This is a genomic window from Nocardioides sp. Root240 (assembly GCF_001428825.1).
Taxonomy (GTDB): Bacteria; Actinomycetota; Actinomycetes; order Propionibacteriales; family Nocardioidaceae; genus Nocardioides.
In genome coordinates this window covers 667,863-684,808 of the sequence record NZ_LMIT01000002.1, presented here as the reverse complement: position 1 = coordinate 684,808, position 16,946 = coordinate 667,863, and the positions used below count along the sequence as shown (strand labels likewise).

Sequence of the window (16,946 nt, the reverse complement as noted above, 5' to 3'; positions counted from 1 at the left end):
GTCAGGGGGTGCGCAGGGCGAAGAACCCGATGCGCTCGAAGCCGCCGTCACCGGTCAGCTTCGGCATCTTGAAGAAGATCTTCCCGAGGTAGACGCCGGGCACGAGTTCGACCAGCTCGTCGCGGATGCTGCGGATCACCAGCGCCGGGTTGTCCGGGATCCCGGCGTAGTCGATGACGAGGACGTCGACATCGGGGTCCTCGACACCCGGCTCGGCGTACGTCGAGAAGTCGAAGGCAGACCTGCCGTCATCGTCGGTGCGCATCGAGTAGAGCGGCCAGAGCAGCTTGCCGACGAGGCTCGAGGACTCGGTCATCCGGTTGTCGCCGCTGCCCGACTCGAGGTCGAAGCGCTTGCCGCGCCACGGCATCCACACGCTGGTGAGCGCCTTCACCGCGGTGTCGAGCACGCGGTTCGTGGTCGTGGCGACGAGGATGCCCTCGGTCGCCCCGTCGAGCGTGGTCGGCGTGGACCCGGCCGCGAACAGTGCATCGAGCACCGGCTCGGTGGACCTGAGGTCCTCACGAGCGGCACCGCGCAGCTCCTCCAGCCAGGTCCACGCCGCGGCGGCCGTCCCCGGACCACCGGTGGCGGCACGCAGGTCGGCAAGCCGCGTGGCGGTGTCCTGGTCGCCCTGTGCTGCCTCTGTCATCGCAACCCCCCAGTCATCGATGGACCTGAGTGCCGGGACACCGGTCCCCATGACCGGGTCCGACCCCGGCGCTCAGTGTGACGAGCACCACGTGGCTCCGTCTATGTGTCCGGCCACACTGATCGTCGGCGAGGACGGTGGTGGCGCACATCACACTCGACACCGATCGGCCCTACGATCTCCTGCATGCGTGTGGACGAGGTGGGGGACGTCGCCGCCCTCGGCCACGCCCTGCTGGCGCGCTCCGACGAGCTCGGTGCAGCGCTCGCCGACGCGGTGCTCGCGCAGGTCCCGTTCTACGCCGCCTCGCCGACCGTTGCCACGGGCGAGCTGCGGGCGAGCTCGGTCGAGCACCTCCGGTTCGTCTTCAGCGCGCTGACCGTCCAGCAGGATCTCGACCTCGTCGCCGCGGAGGAGACCGGGCGCCAGCGTGCGGCGGCCGGCGTGCCGCTGCCGGCCCTGCTGGCGGCGTACCGGGTCGGGTTCCGGCACATCTGGGAGCACGTCGTCGCCGAGTCCCGCGCGGCTGGCGCTGACACCGAGACCCTGCTGGCCGCCACCGAGCACGCCGTGGCCGCTCACGACGCCTTCGCGCACGCGGCCTCCGCCGCCCACGCGGAGACGACGGCTGACCAGCTCGTACGTCATCAGGAGCGCCGCACCGCGCTGGTCGATGCCTTGCTCGGTGGACGCATCGGCGAGCGGGCCGCGGTCTGGGAGCTCGCCGGGATGCTCGGGCTCGGTGTCGGCGGTCCGTACGTCGCCGTCTCCGTCGCCGTACCCACGTTGGGGCAGCCGGCGCTCGAGCACCTCGAGGCCGACCTGCGCGCCCGCGACCTGCCCTCCGTCTGGCTGCTGCGGCCCGACCGCCAGCTCGGCCTGGTGGAGGTACGACGGGCCGACCGCGTCGCCGAGCTGGTCGCCCGGCTGCGCCAGCTGGCCACCACCCCGACCGGGGTCAGCTCACCCTTCGAGGACCTGACCGACGCCCGCGACGCCGTACGGCTGGCCGAGTCCGCGATGGGCAGCGCGCGCACCGGCGCCGGCAACCTGGTCCGGGTCTTCGAGGACTCGCCGCTCGCGCTGGCCGCGACCGGATCGCCGGAGATGCTGCAGCGGGTCGCCCGCACGGTCTTCTCGCGCCTCGACGAGCAACGCACCGGTGACCGGGACCTGCTGCTCGACACGCTCGCGGCCTGGCTCGACGCGGGCGGGTCGACCTCGCACGCGGCCGAGGCGCTCTTCCTGCACCCGAACACGGTGCGCCAGCGGCTGCGGCGGCTCGAGGAGCTGACCGGCCGCTCGATGACGGACCCGCGCCAGGTGGCCGAGCTGTGCCTGGCGCTGGAGGTGCGCCGCCGCTGGAGCGGAGAGCGCACCGCGCCCGACCAACCGATGAGGACCAAGACCGTGGGGGACCGAGATGGGCAAGGCTGAGGACTTTCCGCACGCGTCGGTGATCGAGGGCGTGCGCTTCACTGCGCAGGTCGGCGTGCCGAACGTGATCCAGGGGCTGTTCAAGAAGCGCGAGCTGCCGACCAAGGTGGCCGGGGTGGCACGTGCCGACCTGTTCGCGTTCACGCTCGTGCAGGGCCTGGTCCGCAAGTACGGTCCCGGCCCGTTCTGGGTCCGCGTCGCCACCGACGAGGCGTTGCTGCTCAGCGACCCGGCCGACATCGAGTTCGTCCTCGGCGGCTCGCCGGACCCGTTCGCGTCCGACCCGCCCGCCAAGAAGGCCGGCATGAGCGCCTTCCAGCCCGACGCCCTCACGCTCTCGCGCGGCGACCTGTGGCGCAACCGGCGCGACTTCGCCGAGGCCGTGCTGCAGACCGGGAGGCCACTGCACTCCCTGGCGCTGCGCATGGTGAAGGTGGCCGCGCAGGAGGCTGCGGGACTCGACGGCGAGATCGGGTACGACGACCTCAACACGTCCTTCCAGCGGCTCACCCGTCGCGTGGTCTTCGGGGACGCCGCCGCCGACGACACCGACCTCACGGCGCTGCTCGGCGACCTGATGGCGGCCGGCAACAAGACGCCGGGCAAGCCCGCGAAGGGCTACGACGACCTGGTCGCCCGGATCGCGTCGTACGTCGAGACGGCGGAGAAGGGCTCGCTCGTGTCGCTCGTCGCCGCGGCGCCGCACGACGACGCGACCGACGTACCGGGCCAGCTGATCCACTGGCTGTTCGCGATGGGCGACACCCTGCCGGCCAACCTGGCCCGCGCACTCGCCGTGATCGGCAGCCACCCCGAGGTGCGCACCGAGGTCTACGCCGAGCTCGAGGGCACGGTGCTGACCCGAGCCAAGGAGGTCGCCGGCCTCGACTACCTCGGCGGCGTGATCCTCGAGGCGATGCGGCTGTGGCCGACCACACCCCTCTTCGGCCGGGTGACCACCCGCGACGTCACCTTCCCCGACGGCAAGGTGCTCCCGGAGGGCAGCCAGCTCCTGATCCACAACCTGCACAACCACCGCGACCGCGGCCGGGTGGAGTACGCCGACCGCTGCGCCCCCGGGGAGTGGGCCACCGGTGATGCCGGCTCGTCGTGGGGCTTCAACTTCTTCAGCCACGGCCCGCAGGGCTGCCCCGGCGCCGGAATGTCGGTGTTCCTCGGCCAGGCGTTCCTCGCCGCGCTGCTCACGCGCGCCACCCCGGAGCTGGTCTCGCCGTCGCTCAACCCCTCGAAGCCGCTGCCCTACGGCCTCGACCTGTTCGCGATCAGGATCAAGCTGACAGCCTGATCGCTGTCGCTCGTTCGAGCCTCGCCCCGGATCGGGGTGTCACCTGTCGCGGCCCCCAGACCGTTGCGGTTTGGTCCCAAACCGCAACAAATCGGCGCTGCGGGCTGCGGTTTCTGCCCAAACGATGCGGTCCGCGAAAAGCGCTGGCGCGTGGCCGTCGCGCCTGGGACGTGGTGCGGACGGAGTGACCGGGCCACGGGCTGCGGGGGAACTCGTGTGGGACTCGGCGACCGTCGAGCAACCCCACGATTTGGGCACGAACCGCAGCTCCAGGGCCCGAAATGTTGCGGTTTGGGACCAAACCGCAACACTGCGAGCACGCCGGCAGCCGCCGCTGGACATTCCTCCCGCGGGAGGACGACGATGCCTCCTCCGCTCGGCGAGGATGAGGCCATGAGCGAGTTGAGCGGACGCACCTTCCTCGTCACCGGGGGCAACACCGGGATCGGCAAGGAGACGGTGCGGGACCTGGCCGGACGCGGCGCACGCGTCGTGATCGCGGGCCGGTCGGAGGAGAAGAACCGCGCGGTGATCCGCGAGATCGCGGCGCAGACCGGCAACAACGACCTGGACTGGATCCCGCTCGACCTCGGCGACCTGGACTCGGTGCGTGCCGCGGCAGCGACCTTCCTTGCCGCCGGCGAGCCGCTGCACGTGCTGATCAACAACGCGGGCCTCGCGGGCAAGCGTGGCATGACCGCGAGCGGCTTCGAGCTCGCCTTCGGCACCAACCACGTCGGCACCTTCCTGTTCACCGAGCTGTTGCGCGACCACGTCGTGGCCAGTGGCCCGGGCCGGATCGTCAACGTCGCCAGCACCGGGCACTACCGCGCGAAGGGCATCGACTGGGACGCCGTGCGCAGGCCGTCGGTGACCCGCACCGCCTTCGACGAGTACTGCGTCTCCAAGCTCGCCAACGTGCTGCACGCCCGCGAGCTCGGCCGCCGTCTCGAGGGCACGGACGTCACGACGTACTCCCTCCACCCGGGCGCCATCGCCTCCGACGTGTGGCGTGAGGTCCCGCCGGGGCTGCGCCACGTGATGAAGCTGTTCATGAAGAACACCACCCAGGGCGCACAGACCTCGCTGTACTGCGCGACCTCGCCCGACGTCGCCGGCCAGACCGGCCTCTACTACGACGACCGCAAGGTCAAGCAGCTCTCGCGAGTGGTCACCGACGAGCTCGCCCTCGAGCTGTGGGAGCGGAGCGAGGCGTGGGTGGACGTGGCACGATCTGACGGGTGAGCACCGACCCGGCCCGCGAGCAGTACCTCCAGACGCTGGGGCTGCTGCGCCGGGTCCGGGACCGGATCGACCGCGAGTACGCCCGGCCCCTCGACGTCGAGGCGCTCGCGCGCGACGTGCACCTGTCAGCCGGCCACCTGAGCCGCGAGTTCAAGCGGGCGTACGGCGAGCCGCCGTACTCCTACCTGATGACCCGCCGGATCGAGCGGGCCATGGCGCTGCTGCGGCGCGGTGACCAGTCCGTCACCGACGTCTGCTTCGCGGTCGGCTTCTCCTCGCTCGGCACCTTCAGCACCCGCTTCACCGAGCTGGTCGGGGTGTCGCCGAGCGCCTACCGCGAGGCCGTGGCAGTGGGCGGCGAGGGCCTGCTGGAGCCGCCGTCGTGCGAGACCAAGAAGGTCACCCGCCCGCTGCGCCGCGGGGGCGCGCAGACCTCGCCCGACGCCGCCGACGAGGTGGTCAGGAATCGAGAAGCGCCCCGCTTCGAGGCCCCACTAGCGTGACGGCCATGGACATCAGCATTCAGCACAGCTTCCTCCCGCAGACCGACCCGGACGCCTCGCTGGCGTTCTACCGCGACGTCCTGGGCTTCGAGGTGCTCAACGACGTCGGCTACGGCGACATGCGGTGGATCACCGTCGCGCCCGCCGGCAAGGGCGGCCCCTCGATCGTGCTCGCCCCGCCCGCCGCGGACCCCGGGATCACCGAGGACGAGAAGTCGACCATCGCCGAGATGATGGCCAAGGGCACCTACGCCACGGTCGTCCTGAGCACCTCCGACCTCGACGGGATCTTCGACCGGATCCAGGCCACCGGAGCCGAGGTCATCCAGGAGCCGATCGACCAGCCGTACGGCGTCCGCGACTGCGCGTTCCGCGACCCGGCCGGCAACCACGTCCGCATCAACCAGGCCTGACGACCGACGGAGAGGCAGCACCCGCCGCATGACCACCCCCCACCCGTCCGACAGCCACGACCTCATCCGGGTCCGGGGCGCACGCGAGAACAACCTGAAGGACGTCGATGTCGAGATCCCGAAGCGCCGGCTGACGGTGTTCACCGGGGTCTCCGGCTCCGGCAAGAGCTCGCTGGTGTTCGGCACGATCGCAGCAGAGTCGCGGCGACTGATCGACGAGACCTACTCGACGTTCGTGCAGGGCTTCATGCCCAACCTCCCGCGACCCGACGTCGACGTGCTGGAGGGACTGACCACGGCCATCCTCGTCGACCAGGAGCGGATGGGCGCCAATCCGCGCTCGACGCTGGGCACGGTGACCGACGCGCACGCGATGCTGCGGTCGCTGTTCTCACGCATCGGCGAGCCCTCGATCGGCGGGCCCACCGCGTTCTCCTTCAACATCCCGACGACGACCGTCGGCGGCGCCTCGGTGACCGAGTCGGGGAAGAAGAACGTCATCAAGCAGCAGGTCTACCTCGGTGGCATGTGCCCCCAGTGCGAGGGGCGCGGGACCGTCTCCGACCTGGACCTCTCCGAGATCGTCGACGAGAGCAGGTCGCTCGTCGACGGCGCCATCCTCGTCCCGGGCTACACCGCCGACGGCTGGATGGTCGCGGCCTACAAGGCGGTGCTCCCGCCGGAGAAGCCGGTCGCGAAGTTCACCAAGGCCGAGCGCGACGACTTCCTGTACGCCGAGCCGCGCAAGATCAAGGTCGACAAGATCAACATCACCTACGAGGGCCTGATCCCGAAGATCCGCAAGTCGATGTTCGCCAAGGACGTCGACTCGTTGCAGCCCCACATCCGGGCGTTCGTCGAGCGCGCCGCGGTCTTCGGCACCTGCCCCTCGTGCGACGGCACCCGGCTCAACGAGTCGGCGCGGTCGGTCACGATCAAGGGCCGCAACATCGGGGAGGTGGCCGCCCTGCAGGTCACCGACCTCGCGGAGTGGCTGCGCACCATCGACGAGCCGGGTGTGGCGCCGCTGATCGGCACCCTGCTGCACCTGCTCGACTCGTTCGTCGACATCGGGCTGGGCTACCTCTCCCTGGACCGGCCGTCGGGCACCCTGTCCGGTGGCGAGGCCCAGCGCACCAAGATGGTGCGCCACCTGGGCTCGGCACTGACCGACGTGACCTACGTCTTTGACGAGCCGACCATCGGCCTGCACCCGCACGACATCGAACGGATGAACAAGCTCCTGCTGGAGCTGCGCGACAAGGGCAACACCGTGCTCGTCGTCGAGCACAAGCCGGAGACCATCGCGATCGCCGACCACGTGGTCGACATGGGCCCGGCCGCCGGCAGCGGCGGCGGCGAGGTCGTCTTCGAGGGCACCGTCGACGGGCTGCGGACCTCGGGCACGCGCACGGGGGAGCACCTGTCCTACCGCGCGTCCCTGAAGGACACGGTGCGCGCGCGCAGCGGAGTCCTCGAGGTGCGGGGCGCTGACGAGCACAACCTGCAGAAGGTCGACGTCGACATCCCGCTCGGCGTCCTCACGGTCGTCACGGGCGTGGCGGGCTCCGGCAAGAGCTCGCTCGTCCACGGCTCGGTGGTCGGCCGCGAGGGCGTCGTGGCGATCGACCAGGCGGCGATCAAGGGCTCGCGACGGTCCAACCCGGCGACGTACACCGGTCTGCTCGAGCCGATCCGCAAGGCGTTCGCGAAGGCCAACGACGTGAAGCCGGCGCTGTTCAGCGCCAACTCGGAGGGTGCCTGCCCGACGTGCAAGGGCTCCGGGGTCATCGTGACGGAGCTGGGCTTCATGGACACCGTCTCCACGCCGTGCGAGGACTGCGGCGGCAAGCGGTTCCAGGCGGCGGTGCTCGACTACCGGCTCGGCGGGCTCAACATCGCCGAGGTGCTCGAGCTCCCGGTCGACCGGGCCCTGGAGCTCTTCTCGGCGCCCGACACGAAGGTGCCGGCCGCGGCCGACATCCTCGGCCGCCTCCGCGACGTCGGGCTCGGCTACCTCACCCTCGGCCAACCGCTCAACACGCTTTCGGGCGGCGAGCGGCAGCGGGTCAAGCTGGCGCTGCACCTCAAGGAGAAGGGCGGGGTCTACGTCCTCGACGAGCCGACGACCGGCCTCCACCTCGCCGACGTCGCCAACCTCCTCGGCCTGCTCGACCGCCTGGTCGATGCCGGCAAGACGGTCATCGTGATCGAGCACCACCAGGCCGTCATGGCCCATGCGGACTGGATCATCGACCTCGGTCCGGGCGCGGGCCACGACGGCGGCCGTGTCGTGTTCGAGGGCACTCCCGCCGAGCTGGTGGCGCAGGCGGACACGCTCACCGGCCAGCACCTCGCGGAGTACGTCGGCGGCTGATCCTCAGCGTCGTTCGGCCTCGACGATCCTGACCAGCTCGTCGGCCACGCGCAGCATGGGCTCGCTCGAGTGCTGCGCGAGGCCGACGACCACCGCGCCCTCGACGGCGGCCAGCAGCAGCGTCGCCATGCCGGCGGCGCGCGCCTCGGGCACGCCGACGTGGACCAGCCACGCCTCGACGGCATCGGTCCAGTCAGCGAACGCGCGGCCGGCGAGCTCGCGGGCCACCGGCTCGCTCTCCCCGCCGAGCGCGGCGGCCACGACCGGGCAGCCGGCCGTGTAGCCGCTCGCCTCGGCCTCGGCCCGCCAGACCTCCACGATCAGCGGGATCGCCTCGACGGGCTCGAGGTCGGCGAGTGCGAGCAGTGCGGTCGAGTACTCCTCGACGGCCTCGCGCACGGCGTCCTCCACCATCTCCGAGCGGCCGCCGGGGAAGAAGTGGTAGAGCGATCCCCGCGAGGCGCCCGCCTCCGCGACGACGTCGAGCATGGTGGTGCCCGCGACGCCGCGGCGACGGATCAGCTCGCGCGTGGTGTGGACGATCCGCTCCCGCTTGGCGGGGTCGGGACGGCGGGCCACGGTCAGAGACCGCGGCGACCGACGCGGACGCTGTCGCGACCGTTGCGGACGAGGTACTGCGCCACGTTCAGCGCCGGGTGACGGCGGGGCGCGGGCTCCTTGCCGTCGGCCATCCGCCACATCTGCACGGTGTACGCCGTCAGCTCGGTCAGGCTGTCGATGAGCTTGATGCCGCTGCGCTTGGGGCGGACGTCGCTCTCGGTCGTCGTACCGTCGAGGAGGGCGCCGGGTACGTCCGGCTCGACCGTGAGCGGCCGGCCCAGGCCGACGACGTCGATCGCACCGCTGGCCACGGCGTCCTCCATCGCCTCGGCGGTGCGGAAGCCGCCGGTCAGCATCAGCGGGAGGTCGGGGAGCTCGGCGCGCACGCGCAGCGCGTAGTCGAGGAAGTAGGCCTCCCGCTTGCGGGTGCTCTCCTTGAGCGTCGGGTCGACGCCGAGCATCGCCGCGGAGGAGTAGGTGCCGCCCGAGACCTCGAGCAGGTCGATGCCCTCGGCGGCGAGCGCGTGGACGACCTCGATGGACTCGTCCTCGGAGAACCCGCCGCGCTGGAAGTCGGCGGAGTTGAGCTTGATCGCCATCGTCTTGTCCGTGCCGATCTCCGCCCGGATCGCCCGGGCCACCTCGAGCACGAAGCGGCGGCGCTTCTCCGGCGTACCGCCCCACTCGTCGGTGCGCTGGTTGGCCAGCGGCGAGAGGAACTGGCTGACGAGGTAGCCGTGGGCACCGTGGATCTGGACCCCGTCGAAGCCCGCGCGGACCACATGGCCGGCGGTTGCCGCGAAGCGGGCGATGATGTCCTCGATCTCGGCGCCCGTCAGCGCCCGCGGCTGCGCGAACATGCCCCCGCTCTCCGGCAGGGCGACCGCGGACGGTGCGACCGGCCGCGGGGTCAGCGTGCGCGGGGCCTGGCGGCCCGGGTGGTTGATCTGGGCCCAGGCGACCGCGCCGTTGGCCTTGATGATGTCGGCCCACTCGACGAGGTCGGCGTGCGAACGACCGTCCTCGACGACCACGTTGCCCGGCTCACCGATGGCACGGCGGTCGACCATCACGTTTCCGGTGATGACGAGGCCGGCGCCGCTGTCGGACCACCGGCGGTACAGGGTCTTGATCCGGGTGCCCGGGGTGTGGTCGGGCCGGGAGAGGCTCTCGCTCAGCGCGGCCTTGGCGAGCCGGTTGGGGAGGGCGGTGCCGTGGGGGAGCGGGAACGGCTGCTGGAGTGCGGCGACGGCCGTCGGGGTCTTGGTCATGGCCATAACTATGCAGCACAGCATACTAATTCGCCAGTGCCACGGCTGAGACCTGGCTCACCGCTCCCGCGGCTAGAGCATCGGCGCGTCGTCCAGGCAGAGGATGTTGTCCTCGCTGTCCTTGAACCAGGCGGCGTGCCCCATGCCCTCCATGCTCGCGACCGGCCCGTCCCAGGTCATGCCGGGCATGTCGTAGTGCTCGAAGACCACGCCCTTCTCCTCGAGGTCCTTGGCCTCGGAAGCGACGTCGCTGACGTGGAACTGGGCGATCGTGTGGCCCGCCTTGCCGGCCTGATCGGTCTCGTAGAGGAAGAAGGCGGTGCCTCCGGCCCGGTAGACCAGTCCGCCCGGGTTCTCGTCGGCCGGGGTGAGTCCCAGCTTGTCCTCGTAGAACCGGCGTGCCCGACCGAGGTCGGCTGCCGGGATGTTCGCGGTGACCTGGCTGTCCTGCAGCATGCTGATGCTCCCGTCCGGCCGGCCCGTCGTCGGCCCCGTCTCGCAACCTACGCCTAAGGGGCCCGCGTCCGCCATGCACGGAACCAGGGGAGGAACGGACGACGGCTGTCGGTGCCGAGCGGTAGAACGGCGGGCATGAGCCGACACGTGCAGATCACCTTCGACGCCCACGACCCCCGTGCCCAGTCCCGCTTCTGGAGAGAAGCGCTGGGCTACGTGATCCCCGGTCCGCCCGGCGTCCACCTGGCCGACGGGGCGGACCCGCTGGAGGCGTGGGACGCCTTCCTCGAGGGGATCGGCGTACCGGCGGACCAGCGCAACTCCCGCTCCGCGGCGGAGGACCCCGACGGCGTCGGGCCACGCCTGTTCTTCCAGCAGGTCCCCGAGGAGAAGGTCGCCAAGAACCGCGTCCACCTCGACGTCCGCGCCGCCCCCGGGCTGGCGGGGGAGGAGCGGATGGCCGCGCTGGAGGCCGAGTGCGAGCGACTGGTCGGGCTCGGTGCCCGCCGGGTGGCCCGCTTCGAGCCGGCGCCGCCGATGGGCGCCGGGCACATCGTGATGGCCGATCCCGAGGGCAACGAGTTCTGCCTCGACTGACGATCAGCCCTCGGCGTACAGCTCCTCGATGACGTCGGCGTACTTCTCCGCGATCGGCCGCCGCTTCAGCTTCATCGTCGGCGTCAGCTCGTCGCCGCCCGGCAGCCAGTCGGTCGCGAGGATCCGGTACCGCTTGACCTGCTCGATCCGCGAGAGCCGGGCGTTGGCCTCCTCGACCGCGGTGGCGACCTGCTCCTGGACCTTCGGGTCCTGGGCCAGGGCGGCGGCCGACCCGTCGGGGAGGCCGGCCTGCTCGGCGTAGGCCGCGCAGACGTCCGGGTCGAGCACGAGCAGCGCGACGTTGAAGGGGCGGCGGTCGCCGACCACCACGGCCTGGCCGATCAACGGGTGGGAGGCCTTGACGACCTGCTCGATGTTGGCGGGAGACATGTTCTTGCCGCCGGCGTTGATGATCAGCTCCTTCTTGCGGTCGACGATGGTGACGTAGCCGTCCTCGTCGATCGTGGCGACGTCGCCGGTGTGCAGCCAGCCGTCGGCGTCGATGGTCTCGGCGGTCTTGTCGGGCTGGTTGCGGTAGCCCCGCATCAGCTGGGGCCCGCGCACCAGCAGCTCGCCGTCGTCGGCCAGGCGCACCTCGAGGCCGGGGATCGGCTTGCCGACCGTGCCGATGCGGATGTCCTCGGGCGGGTTGATGATGCCGCAGCAGGAGATCTCCGACATGCCCCACAGCTCGCAGATCGGTACGCCGAGCGCGCCGAAGAACTCCAGCACCTCGGGGGCGATGGGCGCGGCACCGGACACGGAGTAGCGCACGTCGTCGAGGCCGAGCAGCTGACGGACGGCTGTGCGGTGGTCCTCCGGCAGAGCGGCCGGGTCGGTCACGCCCTTCGCCTCGAGCGCAGCCTTGATCTTCTCCCACACCCGCGGCACCCCGCCCCACGCCGTGGGGCGCACCTCGGGCAGCGCGGCGACCACCGCCTTCGGGTCGGCGACGTAGGTCGTCGTCCCGCTGAAGACCATGGGGGAGTAGTGGCCGGCCCAGCGGTCCGCGACGTGCGCCGACGGCAGGTACGACGTCGAGCGCTCGCCGTCGTGGGCGGGGATCACCGCCTGCACGCCACGCAGCTGGGCGAGCATGCTGCCGTGGGTCAGCTCCACGCCCTTCGGCGGCCCGGTGGTGCCCGAGGTGTAGATCAGCGTGAGCACGTCGTCCGGCCCGACCGCGCGCCACGACGCCTCGAAGTCGAAGCCGTCGAGGGTTCGGCTCTCGAGCTCGGCCAGCGTGATCACACCCTCGCCACCGTCGATGCTGACCACGGTCTCGACGCCGGTGCCAGCCGTCAGGACCTGCGGGAGGAACATCTGCTCGGTGACGACGACCTTGTTGCCGGCGTTGCCGAAGAGGTAGGCGATCTGCTCGGGCGAGGAGGTGTTGTAGATCGAGAAGGGCACCGCGCCCAGGTGCAGTGCCGCGGTGTCGACCAGCGCGAACTCCGGGCGGTTGGCCAGCATGATGCCGACGGTGTCCTCGGGACCGACGCCGAGCGAGGCCAGGCCCTCGGCGAGCCGGCGCACCCGTTCGCCGTACTCCTGCCAGGTCAGCTCCTGCTCACCACCCGGGGCGCGCAGCGCGACCTGGCTGCCGCTGCGCGCGACGGAGTTCTGGAAGGCCTCGCAGAGGCTGCTGACGGCGAGCGGGTCGGTCATGCGCAGATGCTGGCAGCGTGACGCGCGTCACGCAACGGATTCGGGGGAGGCGATGGTCGAGGGTCCCGATTTCTCGCGTTCCACCTCCACGGCGAGGACCGACGTGCCTACCATCAGCCGGCCTCATCACCTTCCGATTGCGGAACCCGTCCCATGCGCGTCGTCACCCGCTCGATCCCCCTGCCCGTGCTCGTCAGCTCGGTGCTCGGGCTCGCCCTGCTGGTCGCCCTCGTGGCGGCGCGTCCCGGACGGGAGGTGCCCCTGGACGTACCGTCGGCGGCTCGAGCAACTCCGGTCGTGCCCGTGCTGCCGTGGCAACAGCAGCAACCTCCACCGACGACGCCGAAGGCTCCGGCGGCGCACGCGGTCGCCGCCCACGGCTGGAGCGGATACGCCTTCGACGCCTGCCGTGCGCCCAGCCAGCGCGCCATGGACCGGTGGCGGCGCAGCTCGCCCTTCACCGGGGTCGGCATCTACCTCGGCGGTGTGCACCGGGCCTGTCCGCAACGCCACCTGTCGCGGGCCTGGGTGGCACGCCAGGTCCGCTCGGGGTGGCGGCTGCTCCCGATCTGGGTCGGTCCGCAGGCGTCCTGCACCGGCTACGAGCACCGGATCAGCCAGCGTCCCGGGTTCGCGGGCCGCTACCTCGCGGCCCGCGCCAGGGGAGTGCTGGAGGCTCGCCGCGCCGTCCGGGCTGCCCGCGCGCTCCGCGTGCCGCGCACGCAGGTGATCTTCTACGACATCGAGCCGTTCGACGTCGGTCGCCGTCACTGCCGGAGGTCGTCCCTGGCGTTCCTCGAGGCCTGGACGCGCGAGCTGCACCGGTACGGCCACCGCTCCGGCGTCTACTCGCACGTCAGCTCGGGCATCTCCCTGTTGAGCCGCACGAAGCGCAGCTACGCGCGTCCCGACGTGGTCTGGTACGCCTACGTCGACCGGGTCGGCACCATGCCGGCGAGGTACGTCGGCAGCCCGGCGTTCATGCGCGCCAGCCGGGTCCACCAGTACGCCCTGGACACCCGCGTCGACTTCGGCGGCGTCCGGATGGACATCGACTGGAACTACGTGAGCCTCGGCGCGACCGCGCCCGCCAGCGCGCCCGCCGGCTGCGACCAGCTCGCCGCCCGGGTCCGGGCCCGGCCCGTGGCCAGGGGAGCACGAGGTCCGTTGGTCCGGGTCCTGCAGTGCCTCGTGCTGCCGGGGCGGCCCCATCCGCTGAAGACCTCCGGTCGCTTCGACGAGAGCACCCTGCGCGCCGTGCGCGGCTTCCAGCGCAGGCACGGCCTCGTGGCGACGGCGGCCGTCGACCGCCGCACCTGGACCGCGCTGCTCGCGCGGGGCGCAACCCCGGTGCTCCGAACCGGCGCCCGCGGCGAGTCGGTCCGCCGCCTGCAGCGCAGCCTCAACATGGCGGCCGGCCGCAGGGTCCTGCGGGTGGACGGTGACTACGGACGGACGACCGCGCGGGCGGTGCGTCACTACCGGGCGCGGCTGGGCCTGGGTGCGAAGGGCGTCGCGAACCGCCACGTGTGGCGAGCCCTCGGGCGCGGCGTGGTGCTGCCCGTACGCCGCAGGTAGTGGTCAGCCCACGTCGTCGGTGAGGACCACCAGCTCCTGGGTCGCCCGGGTCATCGCGACGTACCGGTCGACGGCTCCTTCGATCCCGCCGCCGAACGACTGCGGGTCGACGAGCACGACGAGGTCGAACTCGAGCCCCTTGGCGAGCGTCGGCGTCAGCGAGCGCACCCGCTCCGTGCCCCGGTACGACGGGTCGCCGATCACGCACGCCGTGCCCTCGGGGTGCTCGGCCAGCCAGGCGGTGAGCACCGCGTCGCGCTCGGTCGTCGGGAGCCGGCGGACCGCGATGCCGGTGCTGCGGACCGACATCGGCACGTTGGCGTCGGGCAGCGCCTCGAGGATCACGGGTGCCGCCTCGGCCATCACCTCCTCGGGCGTGCGGTAGTTGACGGTCAGCGACGCGATCGAGAGTCGGTCCAGCCCGGCGCGCGCGAGACGCTCCTCCCAGGTCTCCGTGAAGCCGTGGCGTGCCTGGGCCCGGTCGCCCACGACGGTGAAGCTGCGCGACGGACAGCGGTCGACCAGCATCCGCCACTCGGCATCGGTCAGCTCCTGCGCCTCGTCGACGACGACGTGCGCGAACGGCCCGGCGAGGGTGTCGGTGTCGGCAGCCGGCACCCCTCCGGAGCCCGCGAGCGCGCCCTGCAGGTCCGCACCGCGGAGCATCGACATCAGCATCATCTCCGAGTCGTCGTTCGCGACGAGGTGGTCGACGACCCGGTCCATCTCCTCCTTCTCCGCTGCCTGCTCGGCCCGGTGCCGCCGGCGCCGACGGGACGCCTCGGGGTCGCCGAGCCTGCGGTGGGCGGCGTCGAGCAGCGGCAGGTCGGCGGCCGTCCACGGCTGGGGACCGCCGCGCCTCAGCGCGTGGAGCTGGTCGTCGTCGAGCCACGGCGCGCAGCGGCGCAGGTACGCCGGCACCTCCCACAGGTCGCCCACCAGGTCGGCCGGGTCGATGAGCGGCCATGCCCTGCCGAGCACGTCCGCGACCTCGGCGGAGCGGGTGACGGCGCGGCGCACGGTCGCGGGGGAGAGGCCCTCGAGGTCGTCGTACTTGTCGAGGAGGATCTCGACCAGCGCGTCGACGACCTGCTCGCGCCCGTCGTTGTGCGGCGTGCCGGGCTCGACGGCGCCGACGGCCTCGGCCCACTCGGTGCGCCCGATCCACAGGTCGCCGTGGGCGGTCTCGACGTCGACGCCGTCGGTGGGCGGCTCCTCGTAGAGCGCAACCGCCGGCTCGATCGCGTCGACCATGCGGGCGTCCGCCTTGAGCGCGGCCACCGCCGGGTCGGGCTCGGGGTCGAGCTCGCGCCCTCCGGGGACCAGGTCGCGCAGGGTGCAGGTCCGCACGCCCTCCTCGCCCAGGCTGGGGAGCACGTCGCCGACGTACGCGAGGTAGGGCTCGTGCGGCCCCACGAAGAGCACGCCGCCGCGCCCGGAGCCCAGCCGTGGGTCCTCGTAGAGCAGGTACGCCGCACGGTGCAGCGCGACGACCGTCTTGCCCGTGCCGGGGCCGCCGTCGACCACGAGCGCGCCGCGCGAGGGAGCCCGGATGATCGCGTCCTGGTCGGCCTGGATGGTGCCGAGCACGTCGCGCATCCGGGGCGAGCGGCTGGCGCCGAGACTCGCGATGAACGCCGACTGGTCGTCGAGCGCGGCATTGCCCTCGAGCCCGTCGGCCGTGAACACCTCGTCCCAGTAGTCGGTGATCCGGCCGAGCGTCCACCGGTACCGACGCCGGCTGGCCAGTCCCATCGGCTGCGCGTGGGTCGCGGCGAAGAAGGGCTCGGCGGCAGGGGAGCGCCAGTCCACCAGCAGCCGACCTCCGTTCTCGTCGGTCAGGCCGAGCCGTCCGACGTACACGGGGGTGGGGTCGTCCTCGCCGACGATACGGCCCAGGCACAGGTCGAGGGTGAACCGGCGCAGGGTGCGCAGCCGGGAGGTCAGCCGGTGCACCTCGAGGTCGCGGTCCATCGCTGCCTGGCCGTGCCCACCTCCGCGTCGGCGCTGGTCGTCCAGTCGCTCGGTGAGCTCGTCGGTGGTGGCCCGGAGGCTGGCCGCGATCGCGGCGAAGTGTCGTTCGTCGTCCGCCACGAGGGCGGGATCCGCCTTGGCGGAGAGGTGGTCGGGAAGGGAGAACGCCGTCGGCGCAGGGGGCACGTGTCAACTCCGTGGGTCGGGTCCGGAGCGGCGATTCTCGGGCACCACGGGGGCCTTGCGGCAAGCCCCCCTCTCCGCTATACCTTGAAAATGGAAGAGGCCCTGCCAAGACGCGGACGCCGCGTCACGCCGCTCCCGCGGGCGGGGGAGACGTACGCCGACCAGCGTGGTGAGGGCCGTCGGCTGCGCGTCGCGTGGCACACCGAGCGCGATGTCGTCGTGCTGTCGCTGTGGCGCGACAACGTCTGCACCGGCACCTTCCAGCTCACCGCCGCCGATGCCGCCGACCTGGTCGACGTCCTCGGTGCAGGCCGCGACGTCTCGTACGCCGCGGCACTCGGCCAGCGCCGCGCGGTCCGCTGAATCCCGGGACGGCTCCGACCTCCGTCCCTAGAGTGTCGGAGTGATCGAGCTCAAGGGCCTGAACGGCGAGTCCATCGTGTTCGACGGCACGACCGTCGCGAAGTTCCGCCACAACGGACTGGACGAGGCGGCGCGGAACCCGGTGTCGTCGTACCGGGAGGTGCAGGTCAGGCACAAGCCGGGCAAGCGCGGCAAGGAGGGCAGGTACGACGTGATGGTCGTGCTGGCGTCGTTCATGTCGATCTCGGTGGCCGAGGAGGCCAAGGGTCCCCTCGACGAGCTGGTGGCCGCCCTCGAGGCGACCCGCGCCTGACACCCGCCGTCCGCTGCCACACTCGTGGCATGTCGCGACTCCGGCC

General features: G+C 71.9%; 16 protein-coding genes. 10 read left to right on the top strand and 6 right to left on the bottom strand.

All coding sequences use genetic code 11. The annotated features are described in order from the left end of the window. Nucleotide 1: 1 nt before the first annotated feature. Nucleotides 2–652 carry a hypothetical protein gene (locus ASE20_RS06320; protein WP_056893651.1) on the bottom strand — a complete coding sequence of 217 codons (651 nt, stop codon included), beginning with the start codon at nt 650–652 and terminating at the stop codon, nt 2–4. Nucleotides 653–838: 186 nt separating this feature from the next. On the opposite strand from ASE20_RS06320, the gene ASE20_RS06315 reads away from it, so the two are divergent. From ASE20_RS06315 to ASE20_RS06290, 6 genes are all read left to right on the top strand, one after another. Beyond that, nucleotides 839–2,089 (top strand): PucR family transcriptional regulator, encoded by a 1,251-nt coding sequence (locus ASE20_RS06315; protein ID WP_056893650.1) that lies wholly within the window; start codon nt 839–841, stop codon nt 2,087–2,089. Beyond that, a complete protein-coding gene (locus ASE20_RS06310; protein WP_056893649.1) occupies nt 2,076–3,395 on the top strand; it encodes a cytochrome P450 in 1,320 nt (439 codons plus the stop codon). The genes ASE20_RS06315 and ASE20_RS06310 overlap by 14 nt, the downstream gene beginning before the upstream one ends. A gap of 393 nt (nt 3,396–3,788) precedes the next feature. Then, complete coding sequence (locus tag ASE20_RS06305) at nt 3,789–4,640, top strand: SDR family oxidoreductase (RefSeq protein ID WP_056893648.1); 852 nt, start codon at nt 3,789–3,791, stop codon at nt 4,638–4,640. Beyond that, nucleotides 4,637–5,143: a helix-turn-helix transcriptional regulator gene (locus tag ASE20_RS06300; RefSeq protein ID WP_056893647.1), complete on the top strand. Its 507-nt coding sequence runs from the start codon at nt 4,637–4,639 to the stop codon at nt 5,141–5,143. The genes ASE20_RS06305 and ASE20_RS06300 overlap by 4 nt, the downstream gene beginning before the upstream one ends. A gap of 5 nt (nt 5,144–5,148) precedes the next feature. Next, nucleotides 5,149–5,556 carry a VOC family protein gene (locus ASE20_RS06295; RefSeq protein ID WP_200952722.1) on the top strand — a complete coding sequence of 136 codons (408 nt, stop codon included), beginning with the start codon at nt 5,149–5,151 and terminating at the stop codon, nt 5,554–5,556. A gap of 28 nt (nt 5,557–5,584) precedes the next feature. Next, on the top strand, nt 5,585–7,933 hold the full coding sequence (locus tag ASE20_RS06290) for an ATP-binding cassette domain-containing protein (protein ID WP_056893645.1): 2,349 nt from the start codon (nt 5,585–5,587) through the stop codon (nt 7,931–7,933). A 3-nt stretch (nt 7,934–7,936) separates the two neighbouring features. On the opposite strand, the gene ASE20_RS06285 is transcribed toward ASE20_RS06290, so the two are convergent. The 3 genes from ASE20_RS06285 to ASE20_RS06275 all read right to left on the bottom strand — a co-directional run bounded on the left by ASE20_RS06285 (nt 7,937) and on the right by ASE20_RS06275 (nt 10,221). Beyond that, entirely contained in the window at nt 7,937–8,512 is a 576-nt protein-coding gene (locus ASE20_RS06285; RefSeq protein ID WP_056893644.1) for a TetR/AcrR family transcriptional regulator, read from the bottom strand. Between the two features lie 2 nt (nt 8,513–8,514). Next, nucleotides 8,515–9,765, bottom strand: a complete 1,251-nt coding sequence (locus tag ASE20_RS06280; protein ID WP_056893885.1) for an NADH:flavin oxidoreductase/NADH oxidase family protein — start codon at nt 9,763–9,765, stop codon at nt 8,515–8,517. A gap of 72 nt (nt 9,766–9,837) precedes the next feature. Further along, nucleotides 9,838–10,221, bottom strand: a complete 384-nt coding sequence (locus ASE20_RS06275) for a VOC family protein (protein ID WP_056893643.1) — start codon at nt 10,219–10,221, stop codon at nt 9,838–9,840. 135 nt (nt 10,222–10,356) lie between these two features. On the opposite strand from ASE20_RS06275, the gene ASE20_RS06270 reads away from it, so the two are divergent. Continuing rightward, a complete protein-coding gene (locus ASE20_RS06270; protein ID WP_056893642.1) occupies nt 10,357–10,818 on the top strand; it encodes a VOC family protein in 462 nt (153 codons plus the stop codon). Between the two features lie 3 nt (nt 10,819–10,821). Here the strand turns inward: ASE20_RS06270 and ASE20_RS06265 are convergent, their stop codons facing one another. Further along, nucleotides 10,822–12,486, bottom strand: a complete 1,665-nt coding sequence (locus tag ASE20_RS06265; protein WP_056893641.1) for an AMP-dependent synthetase/ligase — start codon at nt 12,484–12,486, stop codon at nt 10,822–10,824. 153 nt (nt 12,487–12,639) lie between these two features. Here ASE20_RS06265 and ASE20_RS06260 point away from each other — a divergent pair, with 153 nt between their 5' ends. After that, nucleotides 12,640–14,064 carry a glycoside hydrolase domain-containing protein gene (locus ASE20_RS06260; RefSeq protein ID WP_056893640.1) on the top strand — a complete coding sequence of 475 codons (1,425 nt, stop codon included), beginning with the start codon at nt 12,640–12,642 and terminating at the stop codon, nt 14,062–14,064. 3 nt (nt 14,065–14,067) lie between these two features. On the opposite strand, the gene helR is transcribed toward ASE20_RS06260, so the two are convergent. Then, nucleotides 14,068–16,224, bottom strand: a complete 2,157-nt coding sequence (gene helR, locus ASE20_RS06255) for an RNA polymerase recycling motor ATPase HelR (RefSeq protein WP_056893639.1) — start codon at nt 16,222–16,224, stop codon at nt 14,068–14,070. A 90-nt stretch (nt 16,225–16,314) separates the two neighbouring features. On the opposite strand from helR, the gene ASE20_RS06250 reads away from it, so the two are divergent. Both ASE20_RS06250 and ASE20_RS06245 read left to right on the top strand, forming a co-directional pair. Beyond that, the gene (locus tag ASE20_RS06250; protein WP_056893638.1) at nt 16,315–16,587 is read left to right on the top strand and encodes a hypothetical protein; all 273 of its coding nucleotides are present in this window, start codon (nt 16,315–16,317) and stop codon (nt 16,585–16,587) included. Nucleotides 16,588–16,627: 40 nt separating this feature from the next. Continuing rightward, entirely contained in the window at nt 16,628–16,900 is a 273-nt protein-coding gene (locus ASE20_RS06245; RefSeq protein WP_056893637.1) for a hypothetical protein, read from the top strand. Nucleotides 16,901–16,946 lie beyond the last annotated feature (46 nt).